Annotated in this window: 11 protein-coding genes, 2 pseudogenes and 1 riboswitch; of the genes and pseudogenes, 4 read left to right on the top strand and 9 right to left on the bottom strand. The window is 64.9% G+C overall.

The genetic code is table 11. The features are described 5' to 3' along the window. Positions 1-261 precede the first annotated feature (261 nt). Positions 262-1,692: a pyridoxal phosphate-dependent aminotransferase gene (locus G606_RS0100790; RefSeq protein WP_034523290.1), complete on the top strand. Its 1,431-nt coding sequence runs from the start codon at positions 262-264 to the stop codon at positions 1,690-1,692. Here G606_RS0100790 and G606_RS0100785 read toward each other — a convergent pair. Together G606_RS0100785 and G606_RS0100780 are read right to left on the bottom strand one after the other, a co-directional pair. Then, entirely contained in the window at positions 1,671-2,477 is an 807-nt protein-coding gene (locus tag G606_RS0100785; protein WP_026644398.1) for an ATP-binding cassette domain-containing protein, read from the bottom strand. The two genes, G606_RS0100790 and G606_RS0100785, sit on opposite strands and share 22 nt — an antisense overlap. Before the next feature lie 621 nt (positions 2,478-3,098). Beyond that, entirely contained in the window at positions 3,099-5,243 is a 2,145-nt protein-coding gene (locus tag G606_RS0100780; protein WP_155802703.1) for a hypothetical protein, read from the bottom strand. A gap of 55 nt (positions 5,244-5,298) precedes the next feature. Between G606_RS0100780 and G606_RS09335 the strand changes: the two genes are divergently transcribed. Further along, on the top strand, positions 5,299-8,817 hold the full coding sequence (locus tag G606_RS09335; RefSeq protein WP_155802700.1) for a tetratricopeptide repeat protein: 3,519 nt from the start codon (positions 5,299-5,301) through the stop codon (positions 8,815-8,817). Between the two features lie 118 nt (positions 8,818-8,935). After that, on the top strand, positions 8,936-11,533 hold the full coding sequence (gene ligA / locus G606_RS09330; RefSeq protein WP_231371363.1) for an NAD-dependent DNA ligase LigA: 2,598 nt from the start codon (positions 8,936-8,938) through the stop codon (positions 11,531-11,533). Between the two features lie 257 nt (positions 11,534-11,790). Here the strand turns inward: ligA and G606_RS09325 are convergent. From G606_RS09325 to G606_RS0100740, 7 genes and pseudogenes are all read right to left on the bottom strand, one after another. After that, positions 11,791-12,798: pseudogene (locus G606_RS09325) on the bottom strand (Mrp/NBP35 family ATP-binding protein); the annotation flags it as partial. A gap of 354 nt (positions 12,799-13,152) precedes the next feature. After that, positions 13,153-13,257, bottom strand: a pseudogene (locus tag G606_RS11510) (iron-sulfur cluster assembly protein); the annotation flags it as partial. Positions 13,258-13,522: 265 nt separating this feature from the next. Then, positions 13,523-14,128: an ECF transporter S component gene (locus G606_RS0100760; protein WP_051198265.1), complete on the bottom strand. Its 606-nt coding sequence runs from the start codon at positions 14,126-14,128 to the stop codon at positions 13,523-13,525. Positions 14,129-14,176: 48 nt separating this feature from the next. Next, a riboswitch (TPP riboswitch) is annotated at positions 14,177-14,284 on the bottom strand. A gap of 363 nt (positions 14,285-14,647) precedes the next feature. Further along, the gene (gene glnA, locus G606_RS0100755) at positions 14,648-16,084 is read right to left on the bottom strand and encodes a type I glutamate--ammonia ligase (protein WP_026644395.1); all 1,437 of its coding nucleotides are present in this window, start codon (positions 16,082-16,084) and stop codon (positions 14,648-14,650) included. An 800-nt stretch (positions 16,085-16,884) separates the two neighbouring features. Beyond that, positions 16,885-17,673, bottom strand: a complete 789-nt coding sequence (locus G606_RS0100750; RefSeq protein WP_026644394.1) for a DUF4191 domain-containing protein — start codon at positions 17,671-17,673, stop codon at positions 16,885-16,887. Positions 17,674-18,098: 425 nt separating this feature from the next. Continuing rightward, positions 18,099-19,580, bottom strand: a complete 1,482-nt coding sequence (locus G606_RS0100745; protein ID WP_026644393.1) for a dihydrolipoyl dehydrogenase family protein — start codon at positions 19,578-19,580, stop codon at positions 18,099-18,101. Positions 19,581-20,422: 842 nt separating this feature from the next. Further along, positions 20,423-21,061, bottom strand: a complete 639-nt coding sequence (locus G606_RS0100740; protein WP_026644392.1) for a DUF3043 domain-containing protein — start codon at positions 21,059-21,061, stop codon at positions 20,423-20,425. A 322-nt stretch (positions 21,062-21,383) separates the two neighbouring features. Between G606_RS0100740 and G606_RS0100735 the strand changes: the two genes are divergently transcribed. Beyond that, entirely contained in the window at positions 21,384-22,751 is a 1,368-nt protein-coding gene (locus G606_RS0100735; RefSeq protein WP_026644391.1) for a dipeptidase, read from the top strand. Position 22,752: the final 1 nt, after the last annotated feature.

Raw genomic sequence — 22,752 nt, 5'->3', positions numbered from 1 at the left:
TACGGGACGTTGTTTTTTACAGGCAGTCATCGTTATGGGTAGTCGTTGTTGCAGAGACGTAGTGAGCGTGATCTCGTTGTTACGGGTAGTTGTTGCCTACGGGTAGTCGTTGCTTACGGGCAGTCGTTACGAGCAGTCGTCTCTTACGGGCAGTCATTACGGGTGGCAGTCGCTACGGGCGGCGGATGGCTGCTGCTTGCGTAAGGTCGTTGGAAATCGAACAAAGATACGAAGATGTGGAGGTGCGCGTAGATTGGAGACGTGCGTTTTTCCCAGAGAGTAGACATCGACGAGCCAAATCCGATCGCGAAGGCCGAAGCCGCGTTGAAGGCGCAGGGGATACGGCCGCTCGCGCTCAATGATTCGAATCCGACGAGGCATGGCCTGGCGCCGTCGTCGCTATCGGCGGTCTATGCCGCCGAGCCGCGCGGACAGCGCTACGCGCGTGAGGCGATCGCCGAGTACATCAACGCGACCGTCGAGCCTTACGTTCCGGATGCGGCTGACGCCTCCGACGAATCGGTCGCCGCGCACGTCGCTATGGGCGGCACCGTCGAGAGTGCCACCCGTACGCATGCGCATGCGGATGACCTTATATATAGAGGAGAGGGAATCGGGGGTGCTGCCCGTAGCGATGGCGCTGCCGATAACAATGCTGCTGCCGATAACGTGAGCGCGAATGCTGCTGCCGATAACGATATGCGGGTGAGTGCCGCCAGTAACGACGCTGCTGCCGATAACGGCACGGCGGAGGCTGATGATGTCTATCTGCTCAGTTCGACGTCGCAGGCGTATGCGTGGCTGATGAAACTGTTGTGCGACGCCGGCGACGCAGTGCTCGCGCCGAAGCCAGGGTATCCGCTCATCGAATCGATCGCCCGGCTCGAATGCGTCGAGGCGCGCTTCTACCAGCTGCGCTTCGACGGCTCGTGGTTCATCGACATCCCGCAGATCAAACGGATGCTCGCCGAGGATACCGAACGGCGCATCCGTGCGATTGTCGTCATCAACCCGAACAATCCGACCGGATCGTACATCAAGCCGGCCGAGCGTGAGGCGCTCGTCGCGTTGTGCATCCGGTACGGAATCGCGATCATCGCCGACGAGGTGTTCTTCGACTACCCGTTGGAGCCGTTCGACGGCAACCGTCGACTTTCCGGCGAGCCGCGCGTGCTCACGTTTGCGCTCGACGGTTTTTCGAAGACGTTGGCCGCGCCGCACGCGAAGGTGGGATGGATTCGCGTGTCCGGCCCCGCGGACGATGTGCGCGAGGCACGGCGGCGACTCGACATCATCGCCGATGATTTCCTGCCGATGAGCGAGATCGTCGCCAACCGCATACCGGCGATGCTGCGCGAGGCGCCGCAGCAACTCGACGCCGTCGGCGCGCGCATTCGTGCGAACCTGGCGACGTTGCACCGGATGCTCGACGAGGACGATCTCGGTGTTGTCGACGTGCTGCGCGCCGAGGGCGGCTGGAACGTGCTGCTGCGTTTTCCCGGCGTCATCGATGAGAACGATCTCGTTCTGTCGATGATCGACAACATGTGCACAAGCGGACAGCCGGGGTATTTCTTCGATATGACGTCGAACGGCTACCTTGCGATTTCGCTGCTGCCTGAAGCGCCGCAGTTCGCGTGCAACGTCGCGACCGTGCTCGACGCGGTGCGTCAGCGGCTCGACATCGACTGATATTTGCTGCGGATGAGCTGCGTGTAGAAATCGGTCGCGTGCTTCGGGTCGCCGTCGAACACGATGTGCGCCTCGTCCATGACGAGCACGCGCCGTATTTCATAGCGTTCGTCGGCGATGAGTTCGACGTCGTGCGTCGTGAACACGACCGGCTTGCCGTAGCGGAACAGCCGTTGCGCGACATGCGCCGAACTGATTTCGTCGAGGCCGCGCGTCGGTTCGTCGGCGACGAGCATCGCCGGCAGATGGCAGCAGGCGACGGCCATCGCGAGCAGATGCAGACGTTCGCCGTCGAGCGTGTCGAGATGCATATGGCGCACTTCGCTCAGATCGAAGGCGGCGAGCAGGTCGCCGATGCGGGCGGCGCGTTCGGCCGGCGGCACATGGTGGCGTTCGAGATAGCCGTCGAGCGCGTCCTCGAGTGATTTCGCACGTTGAAAATGGCTGCGCACATGCTCGAGGTCGACATAGCCGACCGCCGAGGCGATGACCGGACGGTCCGCACGCCGTGACAGGTCGCGCGGCTCGCCGTCGATGATGTAGTCGACGACGCCGGACGTCGGCGACTCCTGTGCGCCGATCATTCGGATGAGCGTCGATTTGCCGGCGCCATTGAGTCCGATGACGGCCACGTTGCCGCCGTCGTGCGCGATGCGCAGGTCGGTGGGTTCGCAGCCGACGGCGCCGTCCGAGTAGACGTAGCCGGCGCCGTGCATCGCGATGTCGACGGTCGTGGCCGGTGTCTGGTGGCGGCGGGAGTGGAACAACGAATCGAAAACGCTCATAGGGCCATTGTATCCATGCGCCTCCATGTGCCAGCATATCCGTCTGCCGGCGTTTACGGGCAGCACATTCGTGTACGGGTAGCGGATGGTCGTATCAGTAGCGAGTGATTGTACGGGTAGTGGACGTTCTTACAGGTAGCAGGTGGTCTTATGGGCAGTGGATGATCTTATGGGCAGCGAACGTCCTTACGGGTAGCGGCATGAAGCGCCACCGGTGACGAAGAAGTGCTGCCCGTAGGGCCTGCTACCGGTAGCAGGCGCTGTTTGTTACTGGCAGTGACGATGTCGCCCGTAACGCGGGTGCGTCGGTAACGCGAGTGCCGAACTGCGGCGGTGGTGCTGCCTGTAACAGTGATGCGACCCATAGCAATAGGTACTACTCGTAACGATAGATGCTGCCTATAGAGATGAGTGCTGCCGGTAACGACGAATGCTGCCCGTACCGGTAGCGCTACCGCTACCGGTGGCAGAGTGGTGCTGCCTGTAACAAGTGATGCTGCCTATAGCGCCGAGTGCTAACCGTAACAAGCGGTGCTACCCGTAACAAGTGGTGCTGCCCGTAACAAGGTGCTGCCCGTAACAGTGGGGGCTACCGGTAGCGGGGATTACAGGAGTACGGGCTTACAGGAGGGGGAACCAGGTGCGCACTTGGTGGAAGAGGGCTGGGTCGTTGGTAAGGAGCATGTCGTCGCGGCCGATGACGAAGCAGGATGCTACGGCGAGCAGGAGCGACGCACACACGACGATTGTGACGAGTGCGCGCGTCCACGGCCATCGACGCATCGTCAAGGCGACGACGGGCACGGCGGCCACCATGAACAGCCATCCGAAATCGGCGATGTAACGCCAACCGAGGCCTCCGACGAAGGCATCGAAGACGACGAGGGCAATCGCGAGCGCGAGCGCCGTGACGAGCGTCGGCCACCAGACGCCACATCGGCGACGCACCGCCGGCCACGGCAACGCGAACGCACACAGCGCAAGCGGCATCAGCGCGAACAGGCCGGCGACGCACGGCTCGGTGAACGACCAGCTCGGCAGCGGCGTCGGCGACAACGCGAGGAACGGGAACGTGCCGGTGAAACGCGGCGGCAGGAACAGATAATACAGGACCGTCAGCGGCATGTTGCCGGCGGGCGTGTGAAAACGCGTCATGTCGGTGACGGTGAGCTGGTAGGCGTTGCCGAAGTCGAAGGGAGACGTGAAGCGCAGCTGGTTGTAGACGAGGATCGGCGTCGCCGCGACGATCGCGGGCAGCAGCAGCGCGGCGGCGAGACGCGCGATGCGTCCGCGCGCTCGCGTTCGCACCGCGCGCCGCAGTTCGGGCAGGAACAGCGGCAGCGCGAACAGCGCCGTGAACGTGAAGGTCGGACGGCAGCCAATCGTCGCCGCGATGCACAGCGCGCCCCACGCGACATGTGGCATCGAAACGATCCGCAGCGTGCGTCCGCCGCTACCGCCGTTACCACCGTCGTCACGCACGCGTACGGCGCCGAGCCACAGCCACAGGCCGAGCATCGCGAGCAGCAGACCCGAGGAGAAGGGGATCGAGTAGAAGTTCGTGCGGAACCACAGATACGGCAGGTTCGCGCCGAGCATCGTCGCGACGCACAGCAGCATGACGGCGGCGAGCGACGTGCGTGGCGCGACGAGCGCGAGCAGGCGGATGACGAGCAGGCAGGCGACGATGGTGACGCCGGCCATCAGCCACAGCTGCGCGCAGGTCGTTGGCAGCATGAGGCCGCCCGGCGTGAACCACGAGGTGACGATGCGAAACGGCGCGAACAGCACGAGCGCGGGCAGCACGCCGAAATAGGAGTACCATCGGCCATCGTGGAACGCGTAGTCCCAGTAGATTGGCGTCACGCCGTCGGTGAGCATGCGCGCGCGCGCGCCGGCGTCGTAGGGGTCGTCGGCGCGGGCGAGCGCGTCGGGGACGGGAAGGTCGAGCGAGCCGCGTCCGTGCAGCAGCGCGTCGGCGAGGTGTCCGTACTGATCGAAGTCGAAGGTGTAGCCGCCGTCCTTGTGGAAGACGAGCGGATGCGCGTAGCCGATGATCATGACGCTGCGCGCGACGACGTAGACGCCGAGCGCGCCGGCGGCGAACGCGAAGACGAGCCGCTGCCGTCGGTTCGAGACGTCCAGCGCGATGCTCCACAGGCCGGTCGACGGCAGCAGCAGGATGACGAGCGCGGCCGCCACGGCCATCGTCGCGACGCGCGCCCAGTCGAAGACGAAGGGGACGCGCACGTTCGCGCGGAAGTTCTCGATCGGGACGAGCGTGCCTCGCGGCTCCTCGATCCAGACGCGCACGAGTCCACGCGCCGGTGCGCGGAACAGCAGCGCCGACGGTGTCGCCGGCGAGACGACGACGCCGGGGGAGTCCATGTCCCAGCCGTCGCCGGCGCGCGTCGCCAGCCGCAGATGGACGGTGGAGACGACGTCGTCGCCGCGTGCGCCGTCGCGCACCGCCTGCACATGCGTCGCCGGCGTCGCGTCGGCGCGCCAGTAGTCGCTGCTGCCGTCCGCCTTCACCTCGACGTAGGCGCCGGCGGGGTCGCGCACTTCGAGCAGTCCCTGCGCGGTGCGCGACAGTCCCTGCCCGAGCGCGTTGGAGGCGGACGCGGAGTCGGTGGACGCGCCGATCGAACGCCAATGCGCGAGATTGCACACGACGCATTCGGCGATGAGGATGAGCGCGAGCGCGACGAGCGCCGAACGCAGGATGCGCCATCGGCGCGGCCGGGGGAGACAGCGGGAAATCACAGCCATTATTCTAACGGCACCATGGGTATCGGTGGGCACGTTGTACATTAGTCGTATGAGACAACGGCACGCAGCGCGCACAGGACGGGGACGGATGGAAGGCCGCGGCCGCGGGGACACGGCACCCATCGAGACGACGGCGACGGACGACGCGCACACCCGCACACGCGCGCATGCGCATGCCGGCGCGGACGGCGACGTGCTGCCGCCGTCGCTCGCACGCGCGCTGAGGTCGCTGCGCACGATGTTCCGCTGGAGCGACGATGTGCCGCCGGACGCGCAGACCTACCGCGTCGGCGCCTTCGCACGCCGCCGCATGTTCGACGGATTCCCGATGGAACGTCACGACGCGACGCCCGGCTGGCTGCAGATCCCCGGCACGCGCACCTTCGCTATCGGATTGTTCGTCCGTCATGACCGTTTCGTGCAGCTCGCGCTCGCCGACGACCGCGGCCGCGTGTTCGCGACCGGCGAGCCGCGCGCCGACCTGCAGTCGCTCGAACCGCGACTCGTGCTCGAAGCGGACGACGCGTCCGTGCGTCGCGGCGGCGTGCGTCGCGGCGTCGTCGTCGCGTTCGATGAGCCCGACGGCGTCGCCGTGGGACGATGGACGAAGGCCTCCGCCGGCTACACGCTCGAATCGATGCGCGCCGACCTGCCCGACGCGCTGCGCACCGGGCTCGGCTACCGCGACGCCGTGACCGTCGCCTTCTTCGCCGATTATCTGCAGCCGCGGCTGCGCGGCCGTCTCATCCCCTTCGGCGCCGCCGACCTGGCGTGGCGTCTGTCGCGGCAGGCACCATTGAGCGCGATCCGCATGAGCGTGCGCGACGAGGAGGAAACGAGGATGCTCGGCATGCGTGTGTCGGGACTCGAGGAGTACGCGATGAGGCTCATGCGCGAATCCGGCGCGCTCGACGACGTGCCGGGACTGCTGCCCGACCACGGCGCCGAGCCGATGCACACGCTGCGTTCGCCGTACTCGGGCAACTATTTCCTGACGTGGGACATGCCGATGCCTTTCGACGCCGCGCTCACGTCGCTCAAGATCGAAGGCGCGCTCAACCGCGTCGCCGCTTTGCGTGCATGGCTCGACGGGAACGCGGCGCGCGGCTCGCGGCCGACCGAGGACACGGCGACGGCGGCGCAGGTCGCGCTCGTCGACCGCACGTTCCTTGAGAATCCGGCGCTTATCGCCTTCGACTCGTCGCGTGACATCGACCCTGACGACGCCGACTTCGGCGTCGTGAACGACTTCGTCGCCCTCGCCGAGCTGACGGCGCAGGCGATCGCGATGCAGCATCCGGACCCGGTGCGCGAACGGCGCGCGGCCGCCGGCGCGTTGTTCGCCGAGGATCTGCGCGACGCGAACGACGACGATGATGACGCTGCTGACGTCGGCGGCGCTGGCATCGATATCGATGATGTCAATATTGATGACGACGTCGCGCATGCAGACGGCATCGGCGACGGTCGGCACGGCGAATGGGTCGTGCGTCAGTCGCTCGCACGGCTCATCCGTTCGATGCGGCTGCCGTATCGTTTCGACTGCGACTTCAGACTCAACCTCGAAGGCAGCACCGCCGCGCTCGCGTTCACGGTGGCCGGTCCGGCGCTCATGCCGCGCGGCGTCTACGACGCGACACGTCGGTGCTGGACGCCGACCGACGACGCGTGGCGCGCACGGATGAGCGCACGCTACAACCTGCGCGTCGGTGTCATGCTCGCGGCACTCATGTTCGGCGTTGACGCGCGAATCGACGAGGTGGCGATACGCATCGAGTCGCCCGGCCTCGAGGAGGCGATCGCCGAACAGGACGACGTCATCCATTCGACGATCAACGACGCGCTCAGCGCATTCGAACGCCTCGGCGACGCCGACGCCGACCATTTCGGCGGCAAGTCGGGGCCGAAGGACGGCGACCGCCACGGCAATCCGACGCGCATCATGACGCCGCCCGCCGTGCCGTCGATGGACGTCGCGCGCGACGAAAATGGGGGCAGCGACGGCGACGAGGACTTCGACGCGCTGATGCGCGGCGGCGGCATCGACGAGGTCGCCTTCGCCTTCGACGACATCAATCACGACGAACACGCCGACGACGCGCCGCCTTTCGACGCGACGCACGACGCAGCGCACAATGCACACGACGAGCACGAGGAGACGGCGCAGACGGCGGACGGCTCCGGCGGCGCGCGCACCGCGACGTCCGCGGGCGCGGGCGCGGGCTTTGGCGACGACGCGATCGAAAGACTGCGGCAGGGGCCGACGATGCGCACGCTGACGACGGTCGTCTTCACGCGCGCCGCGTTCCTCGAACGACTGGAGAAGGACGGCTTGGCCGATCCGGTCGGCACTTATCGGATGTTCGACGCGGCGCTCGCGTTCGACGACGACGGGGGACTGAGGACGGTGGATCCGGGATTCTCGATCTCGGACGCGCGCTTCTCGCAGCAGGGCGCGCAGGACGCCCCCGAGGAGCACGACAGGAGGCTCGACCCGGGCGCGGCGCACGTGCTCGGCGCCGACGACACCTTCGGTCTGGCGATCCAACGCGACGATCTCATCAGCAACGCGCTGGGCCGCTTCCACACGCTCGCCGCCGACACGAGCATGTCGTCGGCGACGAAGGCGCAGCAGGCGATGGACGTCATCGAACGGATCGGCGACCCCGAACTGCTTGCGCACGCCACCGACATCACGTCCGCGCTCATCGACGGCGACGACACGCCCGACTTCACGTCGACGCTGCTGAAGGACCTCGATGACGCGCGGCTTAAGGCGCGCGACCTCTTCTTCGCCGGACAGCCCAAGCAGGCGCTCGAGGGCGTCGAACGCGTCGTCGACGCCCTCGACGACGTGTATCGCGACATCGACGGCGTGCCGCGCTACTTCAACTCGTACGCCGACCGCGTCGTCTACAACCGTCTGTTCGCGCTGCCGGACGAACGCACCGTGCTCATTCCGGACACGTTGTTCTACGCGCATCTCGAACTCGCCGACGCGCTCGCACAGTTCGACGGGCCCGGCGCCGCGCTCAGGCATCTCAACGCGCTCGTCGCCTATGCACCGTCCTACGCGCTCACGCATCTCAAGCTCGCCGTGCAGCTCGCGCAGAACGAGGACTGGGATTCGGCGAGGGCGGCATGCCTGAACGTGCTGCGCGTCTCGCTCGACCGATCCGACGCCGCCTACGCCTACTACCGTCTCGCGCAGGCCGCGTGGATGCACGACGAGTTCGACGTCGCCTACGCCGCATACATGCTCAGCGGGGCGATCGGCGACGACACGGCGACGCGGACGACCGAGATGAACGAGGTGAGGGCGCGCGCGCAGTCGCAGTGCATCCGCCTGCCGTTGACGCTGCAGGAGGCGATGGACACGCTCGAGGCACACGACGTGCCGGTGTGGCCGCGCACCGAGGTCGTGCCAATCGTGCTCGACGCGGCGCGCATGTGCGTCGACCGTGCGATGTTCGTCCCGGCGCGCACGCTCGCCGTGGCCGCGATGCGTCTCGTCGGCGACGACACGGACATCGTGCAGATACAGTTCCTGCGCTCGCTCAACGCGTAAGGTTTTCGCCGCATCGGCGGCGGGTCGGCGTCGTGCGGCCGATATATTGGGAAAGGGCCGGACGGTTCGGCGCGCCGGGCGCGGACGGCCGGAAGACATGGACGGAAAGGTGCGGCACATGCAGGCAGCAGTTGGCGGCGGCGAGGACGCGAAGGAGGCGAAGGACGTCATCGGCTCGGACGAGTGGATCGACGCGCTTCGATACGACGACAACGACGCGATGGACCTCGACGACCTCGACGTGGACGCCCTGAGCGCCGAACAGGCGGCGCGGCTGTGGGCGCGGCTCGCAGCATGGGTGGAAACCGACCAGATGGCCTACTACGTGGACGACGCGCCGGTGTCCTCCGACGCCGCCTACGACGCGCGCATGCGCTGCCTGCAGCGGCTCGAGGCGGCGTTCCCGCAGCTTGATTCACCGTCCTCGCCGACGCGGCGCGTGGGCGGCACGTTCTCGAACGAGTTCGCCTCGGTGCGCCATCCGTCGCGCATGATGAGCCTCGACGACGTGTTCTCCTACGAGGAGCTGCGCGCCTGGTACGACGGCGTGCGCGCGGCGCTCGACTGGCCCGAGGGCAAGCCGCTGCCGATGACCTGCGAGATCAAGATCGACGGGCTCGCGCTCAACCTCATCTACCGCAACGGCGTGCTCACGCAGGGCCTGACGCGCGGCGACGGCGTGACCGGCGAGGACATCACGATGAACGTGCGCACGTTCCAGACAATCCCCGCGACGCTCGGCGGCCCCGAAGGCGACATCCCCGAACTCGTGGAGATCCGCGGCGAGGTGTTCATGCGCTGGGACGACTTCCATGCGCTCAACGAACGCCAGGAGGACGAAGGCAAGGCGCCGTTCGCCAATCCGCGCAACGCCGCAGCCGGTTCGCTGCGCCAGAAGGATCCGCGCATCACGGCGAGCAGGCATCTAAGCTTCTACGCGCATGGCCTGGGCGAACTCGTCTGGGGGCCGGGCAAGCCTGTCGACGTCGCCGACGAAGTGCACGACCAGTCCGAGGCGTACGCGCTGTATCAGCGGTGGGGCGTGCCGGTCTCGCCGCACACACGCGAGGTGACGAACTTCGACGAGATCATCGAGATGATCGAATACTACGGCGAGCACCGCTACGACATCGAACATGCGCTCGACGGCATCGTCGTCAAGGTCGACGACCTCGCCCTGCAGCGGCGTCTGGGCGCCACGTCGCGCGCGCCGCGCTGGGCGATCGCCTACAAGTACCCGCCCGAGGAGGTGAACACCGAGCTGCTCGACATCGTCGTGCAGGTCGGACGAACCGGCCGCGTCACGCCGGTCGCGATCCTCAAACCCGTCTACGTGGCCGGTTCGACGGTCTCGCGCACGACGCTGCACAACGGCTATGAGGTCAAGCGCAAGGGCATCCTGATCGGCGACGTCGTCGTCGTGCGCAAGGCGGGCGACGTCATCCCCGAACTCGTCGGCCCCGTGCTCGCGCGCCGCAAGGGACGCGAAGGGCAGCTGCGCGAGTTCCACATGCCGACGCACTGCCCGTCGTGCGGCACGTTGCTGCGTCCGATGAAAGAGGGCGACAAGGACCTGCGGTGCCCGAACGCCGAATCGTGCCCGGCGCAGCTGACGGAACGCATCATCAACCTCGCCTCGCGCAAGGCCTTCGACATCGAGCATCTGGGCGAGCAGAGCGCGATCGCGCTGACGAACCCGGAGGACAACCGACCGGCCTCGATCGAGGCGTACGCGCCCAACGTCATGGAACTGCGCGTGCGGCCGGGCGAGGAGCCCGAGCCGTACATAGCCCCCGAAGGGCTAGGATTGCCTCAGGTGCAGCAGCCGGTGCTGTCGAGCGAGGCGGATGTGTTCGACCTCGACGCGCGCCATCTCAAGGACGTGTTCGTGTGGCGCGAGGCGCCGATCATCGAGGTGAGCGAGAAAATCGAGGACGGCAGGCGGCGCAAGGTGCGCAAACGCATCGGAGGATCGGGATTGTGGCACCGCGTGCCGGCGTTCTGGACGACGCCGACGAAGGCGAGCGACGCGAAGCCCGTGCCCTCCGACGGCGTCGTCGTCGGCGTCGACGAGCGCAGCGGCCGCGACATCTACATCTGTCCCACGGAGACGACCCGCAAGATGCTTGACGAGGTCGACAAGGCCAAGCACACCGACCTCGACCGTGTGCTCGTCGCATTGTCGATCCGCCGGCTCGGGCCGCCAACCGCGCGTCTCATCGCACAGCATTTCGGCACACTCGACGCGATTGAGGACGCGACCGTCGACGAGCTCATGCAGATCGACGGCATCGGCCCCGAGATCGCCGAATCGGTCGTCGACTGGTTCGCGCAGGCGAAGGATCCGACGAGCTGGCGCGGCAAGGTGCTTGCCGCATGGAAACGCGCCGGCGTCGGCATGGAGGCGGATAGGAGCGACCTGCCGCAGACGCTCGCCGGACAGACCGTCGTCGTGACCGGCTCGTTGGAGACCTATTCGCGCGATTCGGCGAAGGAGGCGATCATGGAACGCGGCGGTCGCGCCGCTGGATCGGTCAGCAAGAAGACGGATTGGGTCGTTGTCGGCGCGAATGCGGGTTCGAAGGCGGCCAAGGCCGAGGCGCTCGGCATTCCGATGATCGACGAACGGCAGTTCGACGAACTGCTCGCCACCGGCACCGTCGCGGGCGTCAAGCAGACGCACGCCAACGAACGCAGCGTGTCCGCCGAGGCGTGACGCGGATTGGCGACGGCGGCACGGTGACTGTGGCGTGGTGACTGTGGCAGTGAGGGTCGCGGAAACATCAGCGCGGATTGGCGGCGATGTGGCGGCGTTATGATGGTGTCATGATGACGTCGTGACGTCACGACGCCGCTGACGAGAGTCGTGACGACGCGACATCATCATGAAGATGGCGTCATCACGTCACGATGACGTTAGCGCAGATTGTGACGACGTCGACGACATGACACTGTCACAACATCGCGGAAACGTCAGCGCTTATCGGCGGCCGACGTCGGTGGTACGTCGTCGATGAGTGTGCGCGCGAGGCGGACGAAGGTGTCGCCGAAGTCGTCGTCGCGCAGCGTGCCGTCCTCGTTGAGCACGGCGGGGCGTCCTTCGCTTTCGCCGATCTCGCGGATGCGTGGATCGAGTGGCAGCCGTGCGAGCAGCGGCACGTCGTGGCCGAGTGCGCGTGACAGCTGTTCGCTGACGCGTTCACCGCCGCCGGCGCCGAAGATTTCGAGACGTTCGCCGGCATGGTCGAAATAGCTCATGTTCTCGACGACGCCGCGCACGTGCATCGGCACCTGCAGCGCGACGAGTCCGGATCGCACGGCGATGTCGGAGGCGGAAGGCTGCGGCGTCGTGACGACGACGAGTTCGGCGTTCGGCAGCGCCTGCGCGACGGAGATCGCCATGTCGCCGGTACCGGGCGCCAGATCGAGGATGAGCACGTCCGGCTCGCCCCACCACACGTCGGCGAGAAACTGTTCGAGGGAACGCTGCAGGCGGGGGCCGCGCCACAGGATCGCGCGGTCGGAGCCAGCGAACATGCCGATCGACATGAGTTTGACGCCCCACGACGTGACCGGCATCAGCATGCCGTTGAGATTCGTCGGCTGGCTGTGCACGCCGAAGAGGCGCGGCAGCGAGAAGCCGTAGATGTCGGCGTCGATCGCCGCAGTGTCATAGCCAAGTGCGGCGAAGGTGGCTGCGAGATTCGCTGAGATCGACGATTTGCCGACGCCGCCCTTGCCGGAGGCAATCGCGAAGATGCGCGTCTTGATGCCGGGTTTGTTGAACGGGTTCTCGCGGCGTGCGGCCTTGAGGTCGCTGACGAGCGCTTGCAGTTTTTCGTCGGCCATCGTGCCGACGTTGATGCGTGGCGTGAGCCGTGCGTACGGGTAGCTGCGCACCGCCTGCTCGATCTGCGCGGCGATCTGCTCGGACAACGGGCAGCCAGGCACCGTCAACTCGACCTCGACGACCACGTCATACGCGCGCCCGCGTGCGGCGGTGTCGTCACCGCTATGGGTAGCATCGTCGACATCACTACGGGCGGCACTGCTACCGGTAGCATCGTCATCGTCATCGTTACGGGTAGCACTGCTACCGGTAGCAGCATCGTCGACATCGTTACGGGTGGCACTACTACTACGGGCAGCGTCGTTACGGGTGGCAGGGTCGTCGGTGCTACCCGTAAGATCAACGTCGGTGTCGGCGGCGTTACGGGCAGCGGCGTTGGGAGTGCCGCCCGTAAGCATGGAGGAGGCGCTACCGGTAGCATGGGGGGAAACGTCATCGGTAGCGTCGGGGGACGCGGCGCCGGAAGTCGGAATGACGGTGATGTTGGCGATCATTCCCAATTGCGTCACGGAACGACCCAATTCGGGGTCGATGACGTGATCCAAACGTTCCAGCACGGCGTGTTCAATGATCGTCGTCTCATCGCTCATTCGATTTCGATGCCTTTCTGCATGAATGGGAAAAGGACCCGAGGCAAATTGTCGTCAGGGTCGAACAACGACCCACTGTATTGCATGCGCAGGCGGCGCGCCAGAGGCGAACGAAACGGCAACGGGCGTTGCGATCCGGAAACGGCGGATCGCAACGCCCGCGCAGACGCCTCATTTCGGTTTCGAAGAAGGGACGCGTCACCGATATGCAACCCGTAAGCATCGCAGGCACATGCGCCCGACGACTACGGGTTGCAGTCGATTGTCATCGACGTCCGGATACGAAATGGTCGAGCGCGCCGGTCTTCAGCAGCATTCGGTAGAGCGCCCAGCCCAAGCCGCCCGCGATGAGCGCGCCGGAGACCACCGACGTGCCCAGATAGACGCTCGCGCGCAGCGTGCCCCAGCCTGGATTCGTGATCCAGTAGTAGATGCCGCAACCGAGACCGGCCAAAGCGCCGGAAAGCATCGTGCTCGCCAGATTCCACACCCTGTAGGCGAGCAGCGCGAAGCCGAGTTCGGCGCCGAGCCCCTGCATGATGCCGACGACGAGGGAGCCGCCTGCTCCCCATTGGTTGCCGAGCAGCAGTTCGAGCATCGCCGCGACGGTCTCCGCATACAACGCTGCGCCGGGTTTGCGGATGATGATGGCCGCAAGCGGGCCTGCGAACAGCCAGAACGCGTTGAGGATGCCTTCGAAACCGGGGGTGAGCGCGCCGAACAGCGCCAGCGGTGCCGTGCAGACGAAATCCCACACCCAGAAGATGAGGCCGGACGCGGCGGCGATGGCGGTGGCGGTCACCAGATCGACGACGCGCCATCGGCGTGACGCGTACGGGATGCGGGAGGCATTGATTTCGGTATCGGTCATGGGAGTGCCTTTCCTTGTCATAGTCATATGGAAATTCATATGGTGGAAGGCACGGGGAAAGAGACGTCCGTGCGTCGGCATTACCCGATTCACGTTCATGCGGTCGAAGCTCACGCTTCCTCTCAGCCTGCCTGGCAAGCCCCCGTGTCAGCATCCAGTAAAGCAGAGGGCATGTATTTTGGTCGGTCGATAACGCGATGACGATGATGCAGCGTGGACGGAGTAGGAGAGTGAGGAAAGTGGAGGAGAGATGCACCCTGTAAGCAGTGCTGCCGGTAAGCAGTGCTGCCTGTAAGAGACATACCACCTGTAGAAGGACGTGCCGCCCATAAGATAAGAAGGAGGTGCTGCCCGTAAGGGGATGCACCGCCCATAAGGGGATGTACTACCCGTAAGAGGTGGCGGGCGAGACGATAGGGATGGGGAGACGATGGGGATGGGCGGGGCGTCGGAGGAGGGCAATGAAAAAACGGATGGCATTGCGTGAATGCCATCCGTTTTTATCGGATTCCTAAGGAATCAGATGTGGAAGTAGAGCTCGTACTCGAGCGGGGTCGGCTGCAGGCGGGCCTGATCGATCTCGCCACGCTTGAGGTCGATCCAGGTCTCGATGAGGTCTTCGGTGAAGACGTCGCCGGCGGTTAGGAAGTCGTGATCCTCCTCGAGGGCGTCGAGCGCCTCGGCGAGCGACGACGGCACCTGCTTGATGCCGGCATGCTCCTCCGGAGGAAGCTCATAGAGATCCTTGTCGACCGGCTCCGGCGGCTCGATGTGGTTGAGGATGCCGTCGAGGCCCGCCATGAGCTGCGCGGAGAACGCGAGGAACGGGTTGCACGACGGATCCGGAGCACGGAACTCGATGCGCTTGGCGGCCGGCGACGTGCCCGCGAGCGGGATACGGATCGCGGCGGAGCGGTTGCGCGCGGAGTAGACGAGGTTGACCGGCGCCTCGAAGCCCGGGACGAGACGGTGATACGAGTTGAGCGACGGGTTCGTGAACGCGAGCACCGACGAGGAGTGCTTGATCAGGCCGCCGATGTACCAACGGGCCATGTCGGACAGTCCGCCGTAGTTCTTCTCATCGTAGAACAGCGGCTTGCCGTCCTTCCACAGCGACTGATGGCAGTGCATGCCGGTACCGTTGTCGCCCGCGATCGGTTTCGGCATGAAGGTCGCGGCCTTGCCGGCGAGCGCGGCCGTCTCGTGGACGACGTACTTGTACTTCATCAGGTCGTCGCCCGCGTGCTGCAGCGAGTTGAAGCGATAGTTAATCTCCTGCTGGCCGGCGCCGGCGACCTCATGATGCGCGCGTTCGAGGATGAGGCCAACCTTCTGCAGGTTGGAGACCATGTCGTCGCGCAGATCCTGCGTGTGGTCGATCGGCGGGACCGGGAAGTAGCCGCGCTTGACGCGGTTCTTGAAGCCGATGTTCGGCGTGCCGTCCTCTTCGACGTCGAGACCGGAGTTCCACGGGGCTTCGATGGAGTCGACCTCGTAGAAGGAGCCGCGCATGTCGTTGCCGAAACGGACCTTGTCGAAGATGAAGAACTCGGCTTCCGGAGCGAAGGAGGCGGTGTCGGCGATGCCAGTCGACTTCAGATAGGCCTCGGCCTTCGCCGCGACCTGACGCGGATCGCGCGAATACGGCTCATCGGTCAGCGGATCGACGATCGAGAACGCGACGTTGAGCGTCTTGTGCTTGCGGAACGGATCGACGTAGGCGGTCGTGATGTCCGGGACGAGCTTCATATCGGACTCGTTGATGGCCTGGAAGCCTTCGATGGAGGAACCGTCGAACGGCATGCCCTCGTCGAATGCGTCATTGAGGAATTCGCTGGCAGGGACCGTGAAGTGCTGCTGAACACCAATCAGATCGGTGAAGCGAACGGAGACATATTCAATGCCTTCCTGATTGATCAGGGCCTCGGCGTCTTCCTTGGTTTCGAGTGTGGTCACGGGACCGCTCCTTTCAATAAGTGGTTACGGGTATCAGCATAGGTCGCAGCGTTTCGCTCACTCGAAGTTTGAGTTACGAATATGTTTCGGGCGGTAAGGGCGCAATCGTCGGCACGTCGGAAACGTTGAAACGACGGCGATGCCGCGTCACGGAGGACGCACCGCCGCCATCATGCCCCTGCGCACAATGTGGACATCGTGATGCCGTTGCCGTTCTTACGGGCAGTGGTCGTTCTTCTTACGGGTGGTCGTTCCTACGGGCCGCAATCGTTACGGGTAGCGGTTGTTGCGGGGGTCATTCATATGGGTGGCAGTCGTTACGGGCAGTCGTCGTCGGCTTGTTCGTGCGGACAACACTATTCATTTTCATTACGGGTGGTCGTGATCATCGGAAGTGATGACGGTTGTCCATGCATACGGTGATCGATCTCTTACGGGTGGCGTATGCCTCGGTGCTACCCGTAAGGAAAATGTTCGTTACGGGAGACAGTCGTTACAGGTAGCGAGTGTTATGGGTAGCGATCGCTTACGTGCCGCAATTGCTACGAACTGTCGTCTCCTTACGGGGGTCGTCTCTTTACGGGCGCCCGTTGCTTACGGGCAGCCTCCCTCTTTTGCGCAATCGTTGATTATGCATCGACTATGCAATGACGATGCGGAAGGTCACAGAAGAGTCGTGCAGATGACGTCGGCTGCGCTCGCGGACGGATCAATCACAGCGAACAAATACAGGTGAACAAAATATAGACAAAGAAAAAGGGACCGGCGAAACCGGTCCCGAACAGTTTAGACGACGAGAATCAGCGTCCACGCATCGCGCGCTTGCTGACCTTCTGCATGCGCATCGGGTCAATGCCCTTGGGAACGCCCATGCTGCTCTTGCGCTGCAGCGTATGCAGGCGTTCGTTAAGCGTGATCAGCTGATCCTTCGTCATCACAAAACGACGGCGCTTCTTCACCGTGCGCACGAGCTTGTTGGAGCTCGTGTTCGGGATGTACGTGCGCTTCTTAAGGATGACGTTGCGCAGATCCTTGAGACGCACCTGCTTGGGGCCGGTGCCGACGCAGATGCGGTAGATCGGGATCTGCGAACCGGCGGTCACGCCTTTGATCATCTTCTCCTGGCGGTCCATCGCGCGCATGACGCGGCCGTAGTCGCCCTCGCCGATCAGATAGATGCCCTGATAGCCGGTGCCGCGCCAGATCGCGTCATGCGAGCGCGGGTCGACCCACACCGGTTCCTGCGGGAAGTCATAGCCGGCCCTTTTCATGTTGCCGAGGACGCTGATTGCCGCGCCCGGCTGACCCTCGAGCTGCTTGAAGCCGACGGCGTCCGCGCGGCGCGTGAGCACGATTGTGGCGAACAGCAAGCCGGTGACGGCGGCGAGGATCATCCAACTGATCCACCCGAACCATCCCCAGTGGAACACGAATCCGCAGACCAGCCCGATGACGATCGGAACCGCGAACACGCCGCCGACGATCCACGGCAGCGCCTTGTCCTCTCTATGCGTGAACTGGTAGATCTGCTTGATCTGGCTGAACATGCCGCGCTTTTTCTTCTTCGGCTGCTCGTCCTTCGATGCCATGTATCGCCTCTCCTAATTGCTTTGCGAACATTTTTCGAACGCTATCGGATGCGTGCTGTTGCAATGGTTCCATACTCTATCAGTTGACCATCCCCTCTTGTGTTACATCGATGCCGCCGATAAGCGTGACCGCGGTTCTCGTGAATTGTTCGGTGGGCGGCGAGGGAGTGCGCTGCCTGTAAGAAGTGTGGCGTGCTACCGATAAGAGATGCGAGAGGACGGAGATGTGCTGCCCGTAAGAAGTGCGCTGCCCATAAGTGTGTGCTGCCCGTAGGAGGGTGCCGCCCGTAAGAAGTGCGCTGCCCGTAAGAGTAAGCGTGTACAACCCGTAAGGGATGCGCGGGCGCGACAGAGTTACGAAAAAAGGGGGTGACGTCGTCGTGTGGACGGCGTCACCCCGCTGGGAAATCGAAGAAACTGCGGCGTCAGCGGGTGTGCAGCGGGCGGCCGTCGGCCTTGAGCAGCGTCTCGCCGAGCATCTCGCTGAAGGTCGGATGCGGATGGATCGCGTCGGCCGCCTCGTGCAGCGGAATGCGATTGGCGATGATCTGCTGGGCTTCGGCGATCATGTCGCTCGCATCCGGTGCCACGATGTGTACGCCGAGCACATACTCGGTGTCGTCGCCGGACGTGTCGCGGCCACTGACGATCGAGAAGGAGCCGCCGGTGGCGTTCATGACCATGCGCGGATTCGACATCACCGGGAACACGGTCTCCCTGACGTCGGTGTAGCGTGCGTCCGCCTGCGCATCCCGTAGCGTGAGTCCGACGGTGGCGAACTCCGGCGAGCTGAACACGATGTTCGCGATCGCGTCCTCGTTCACCGGCCGCGCCTTGAGTCCGCCGATCGTCTCGGCGATGACGAGACCCTGCGCGAAGGCGCGGTGCGCGAGCGCGTGGCCGGCGGTGATGTCACCCAACGCCCAGACATGGTCGAGGTTCGTGCGACCGTATTCATCGATGACGACCATGCCGGCGTCGTCGAGCGCGACGCCGCAGTCGGCGAACCACGGCTCATCCGTGTTCGGCGCGCGGCCGATCGCGCCGAGTGCGATCTCCGCGCAGATCGTACGCTCCTCGTCGTCATCGCCGAGCGTGTAGTGCACGGTCGCGCCGAGGTTGACGCCGGTATCGACACTGCGAACGTGCGCATCGCGGATGATGTTGATGCCGCGTCGTTTGAGTTCGCGTGACAATGCGAGCGCGGCGCGGCGGTCGCTTTTCGACAGCACGTTGTCCTTGCGGATGAGCAGCGTCACGTCGCTGCCCGCGCTGTTCCAAATCGACGCGAACTCGAGCGCGACGGCGCCGGAGCCGATGATGACCGCGCTGTGGGGGAACGTGTTGAGCGACAACGCGGCCGTCGAATCGACGATCGCGCCGTGGTATGTCGTGCCGGGAAGGTCACGTGGGCGCGAGCCGGTAGCGAGCACGATGTCGTCGGCCGTGATGTCGAGGTCGCCGGTGATCTCGTCGAAGCCGCCGTTTTTCGTGAATCTGCGCACATGCTCCTGGCCGGCGGAGGGTACGACGCGCACATGGCGGTCGGCGCCCAGCGACGCGTCGCCGCGGTAGACGGTGATGCCGCGGTATTCGATGAGCGCGCGCAGTCCGTCGACGAGCGTCGCGACGGTGTGTTCGCGATAGTCGCGCAGGCGTCCAAAATCGATCTCCTCGAGTTTGGAGACGATGCCCATCGTCTCGCCGTGTGCGAGCGCGTCGAGCGTCCGGGTGGCGGTGATGAGCGCCTTCGACGGGATGCATCCGCGGTTGAGGCAGGTGCCGCCGAGCGTCTCGTCACGTTCGATCATGACGACCGATTTGCCGAGTTCGGCTGCGCGCAGGGCGGCGGAATAGCCGCCGGGTCCGGCGCCGATGATTGCGATGTCGAAATGTTGGGATGCCACGATGCCTCCAGAAAGCTGCGGTGTACTACCGATGGACCGGCAACCATTGTAATGCATGCGACGCAAAGGCCGCCGCGCTGCGACGCCCTGCGGCGTACGGGCGGCGGCTGTTGTTACGGGTAGCTGTTGTCATCGTCGTTACGGGTAGGTGCTTGTCTTACGGGTAGCTGTCATCGTTGTTCGTGCTTACGGGTGGTCGTCGTTGCTACAGGTAGTCATCATCGTTATGGGTGGCCGTTTCGTTACAGGTAGGCGCTGTTCACGCTTACGGGTAGCTGTCGTTGTTACGGGTAGTTACGGGCAGTCCTCGTTTCTGAGGGTGATCGTTTGGGCTTACAGGCAGTCGTTGTACTGATTCCACGTTTCCGATGTGCAGAGCATCACCGACGCACGAAGCAGGCGTCGCGCTTATGGGCAGTCGTGGCGATCGCGCTCATCGTGATCGCGATCGTCGATGTGGCTACGGGAGGTCATGATTATGTGTACGGGAGGGATACTTCCCATATCGATCAAGCGGGAGCACGCGGCCTGCGAGGAGAAGGAGAGTGACGGCAGAGTTCGAGTGCTACCGCTAACGAAGATGCTGCCCGTAACGAGATGGCGCCCGTAACGAAGGTGCTTCCCGTAAGAATGATGCGTCCCGTAAGAGGGCGCCTCCCGTAACGAAGAACGCTGCCCGTAACGAAAGAGCTGCCCGTAAGAGAACGGTGCTGCCCGTAACATGCGACGCAGCGAGAGCGCGCGACACGACGCGGTCACGCGACCACCCGAACAACAAAATGCGCGGGGTGGCGGGGAATCGTTGACTCCCTACCGCCCCGCGCATCGCGTTTGCGTACGATTTACTTGGGCCAGTGGCCGCGCTTCTTGTAACGCGGCTTCGGCAGACGCCAGCGGCGCAGCTGGATCGCGCGGCTCCACGCATAGGATCCGGTGCGCATGCCCTTGGCGACGGCCTGCTCGCCGTATTTGGCGATGAGCAGTTTCTTGAGTTTGCGCCACATCACGACGACGTCGATGATGATCGCGAACAGATACACGTACAGGAGCGTCATCAGGATCAGCGTGATTTGGATGCTGTACGGGATCTGCCTGGCGAAGGCCGTGACGATGACGGACAGCACGAGGATGACGAGCGCGACGGGGATGAAGAACTCGCCGATGTTGAATCGGGCGTCCACATAGTCGCGCACATAGACGCGCCAGGGGAGGCGTTCGGCCTTTGGCATGTTCTGCAGGTCGCCGGTGCGCATCGCCTCGTATTCGCGGTTTTCGCGTTCACGCATGCGTTGCTTCGCCGCCTTGCGCTGTGCGGCGCTGTCCTTCGGCACGAGCGGTCGGATGTTCTTCGCCTGCGCCTCCTTGCGTTTCGGCGTCGGACGTCCCTTGCCGCCCTGTTCATCCTTGAGCTGCGCGTTCTCGCCGTGCGCGTTGCGCGCGACCTGTCCTTCGTTGCCTTCGTCCTTCTTGTTCACTGCCATGAAGCCGAGCGTACGTGAAGACATCGACGCCGAGGCCACGCCGCCGCCCTCGGCACAGGACATGGCGCGGAACGGTGAAGCCGCCTACAATCGACAATCGAAACATACGACCCGTAAGCGTCAGGAGCGTCGATGCGATCGGCTTCGACGTTACGGGCGGCACATGCGACGCTTCGTCGTTCGCCGTGCGATCCACACGACGAACGACGTGCACATGCGCAATGCGCGCAACGTACGGGATGCGCACGGCGCAGACGACGCAGACGGGTCGACGGTCGGATGGCCGCGCCGCGGCACGGGCGGCAATGACGAAAGGAACGACATGGAGATATCGGCACAGGAGATCCGCGCGCGCGTGGCGGCGGACTGGCAGGGCATCATGGACGTCGTACGGCAGAAGGTGGCGCTCAGGTCGGTGTCCGCACAGGGCATCACCGGCGATCATATGAAGGAGTCCGCGCAGTACGTCGCGCGGATCATGCGCGAGGTCGGCGTCGACGCGCGCGTCGTGCAGTCGCACAACCCCGACGGATCCGCGGGTGCATGGGAAGTCATCGGCTCGCTCGAGACGAATCCGGACGCGCCGACGGTGCTGCTGTACGCACACCACGATGTGCAGCCCGTACCCGACCCGGACGAATGGGACACCGACCCCTTCGAGGTCACGCAGGTGGGCGACCGCCTGTACGGACGCGGCACCTGCGACGACACCGGCGGCATCGCGATCCACTATGGCGCGCTCAAGGCGCTCGGCGACGACCTCGGCGTCAACATCAAGATCTTCTTCGAGGGCGAGGAGGAGATGGGCTCGGCGAGCTTCATCCCCTTCATCGAGGAACACCACGACGAATTCGACTCCGACGTGATCATCGTCGCCGACTCGGGCAACTGGGCGCCCGATGTGCCGTCGCTGACGACGTCGCTGCGCGGCAACGCGACCTGCGACGTGCATGTCAAGGTGCTCGAGCATCCGGTGCACTCCGGCCAGTACGGCGGCCCGATCCTGGACGCGAACACGCTCGCGGCGATGCTCATCGCGAAGATGTACGACGAGGACGGCGCGCTCGCAATCCCGGGCGTCGAGGGCGGCGACCCGATCGGCGGCCTGCAGCGCGACGTCGAGGAGACGGACATGCGCGCGGCGGCGGGTGTCGTCGACTCCTACCGGCTCGCCGGCGACGGCTCGCTCGCCTCGCGGCTGTGGACGAAGCCGAGCGCGACCGTCATCGGCTTCGACGCTCATCCGGTCGACGGTTCGTTCAACGTGATCAGCCCGGAGACGACGTTCCGTGTGAGTCTGCGCGTCTCGCCGCTGCAGGACCCGCACGCCGCGATGAACGCGATGGTCGAGTTCTTCGAAGGCAACGCGCCCTTCGGCGCCGACGTGCACGTCACGCCGCTCGACGCCGGCATGGGCTGGGCGATGGATCCCGACTGCGAGGCGAGCGCCGACGCGGCCGCCGCGCTCGAGGAGGCCTTCGGCGTCGCCCCGGTGAACAAGGGTGAGGGCGGTTCGATCCCGTTCATCCCGGAATTGCAGAAGATCTTCCCCGACGCGCAGGTGCTCGTCACCGGCCCCGAGGACCCGATCTCGAACGCGCACAGTCCGAACGAATCGGTGAGCGTCTCCGGACTCGAGAAGGACGTCATCGCCGAGGCGCTGCTGCTTGATAAGCTTGGCAGGAACTGAA

This window comes from Bifidobacterium sp. AGR2158, from assembly GCF_000424225.1.
GTDB classification, from domain to species: domain Bacteria; phylum Actinomycetota; class Actinomycetes; order Actinomycetales; family Bifidobacteriaceae; genus Bifidobacterium; species Bifidobacterium anseris.
This window is presented reverse-complemented; position numbering and strand designations above follow the sequence as displayed.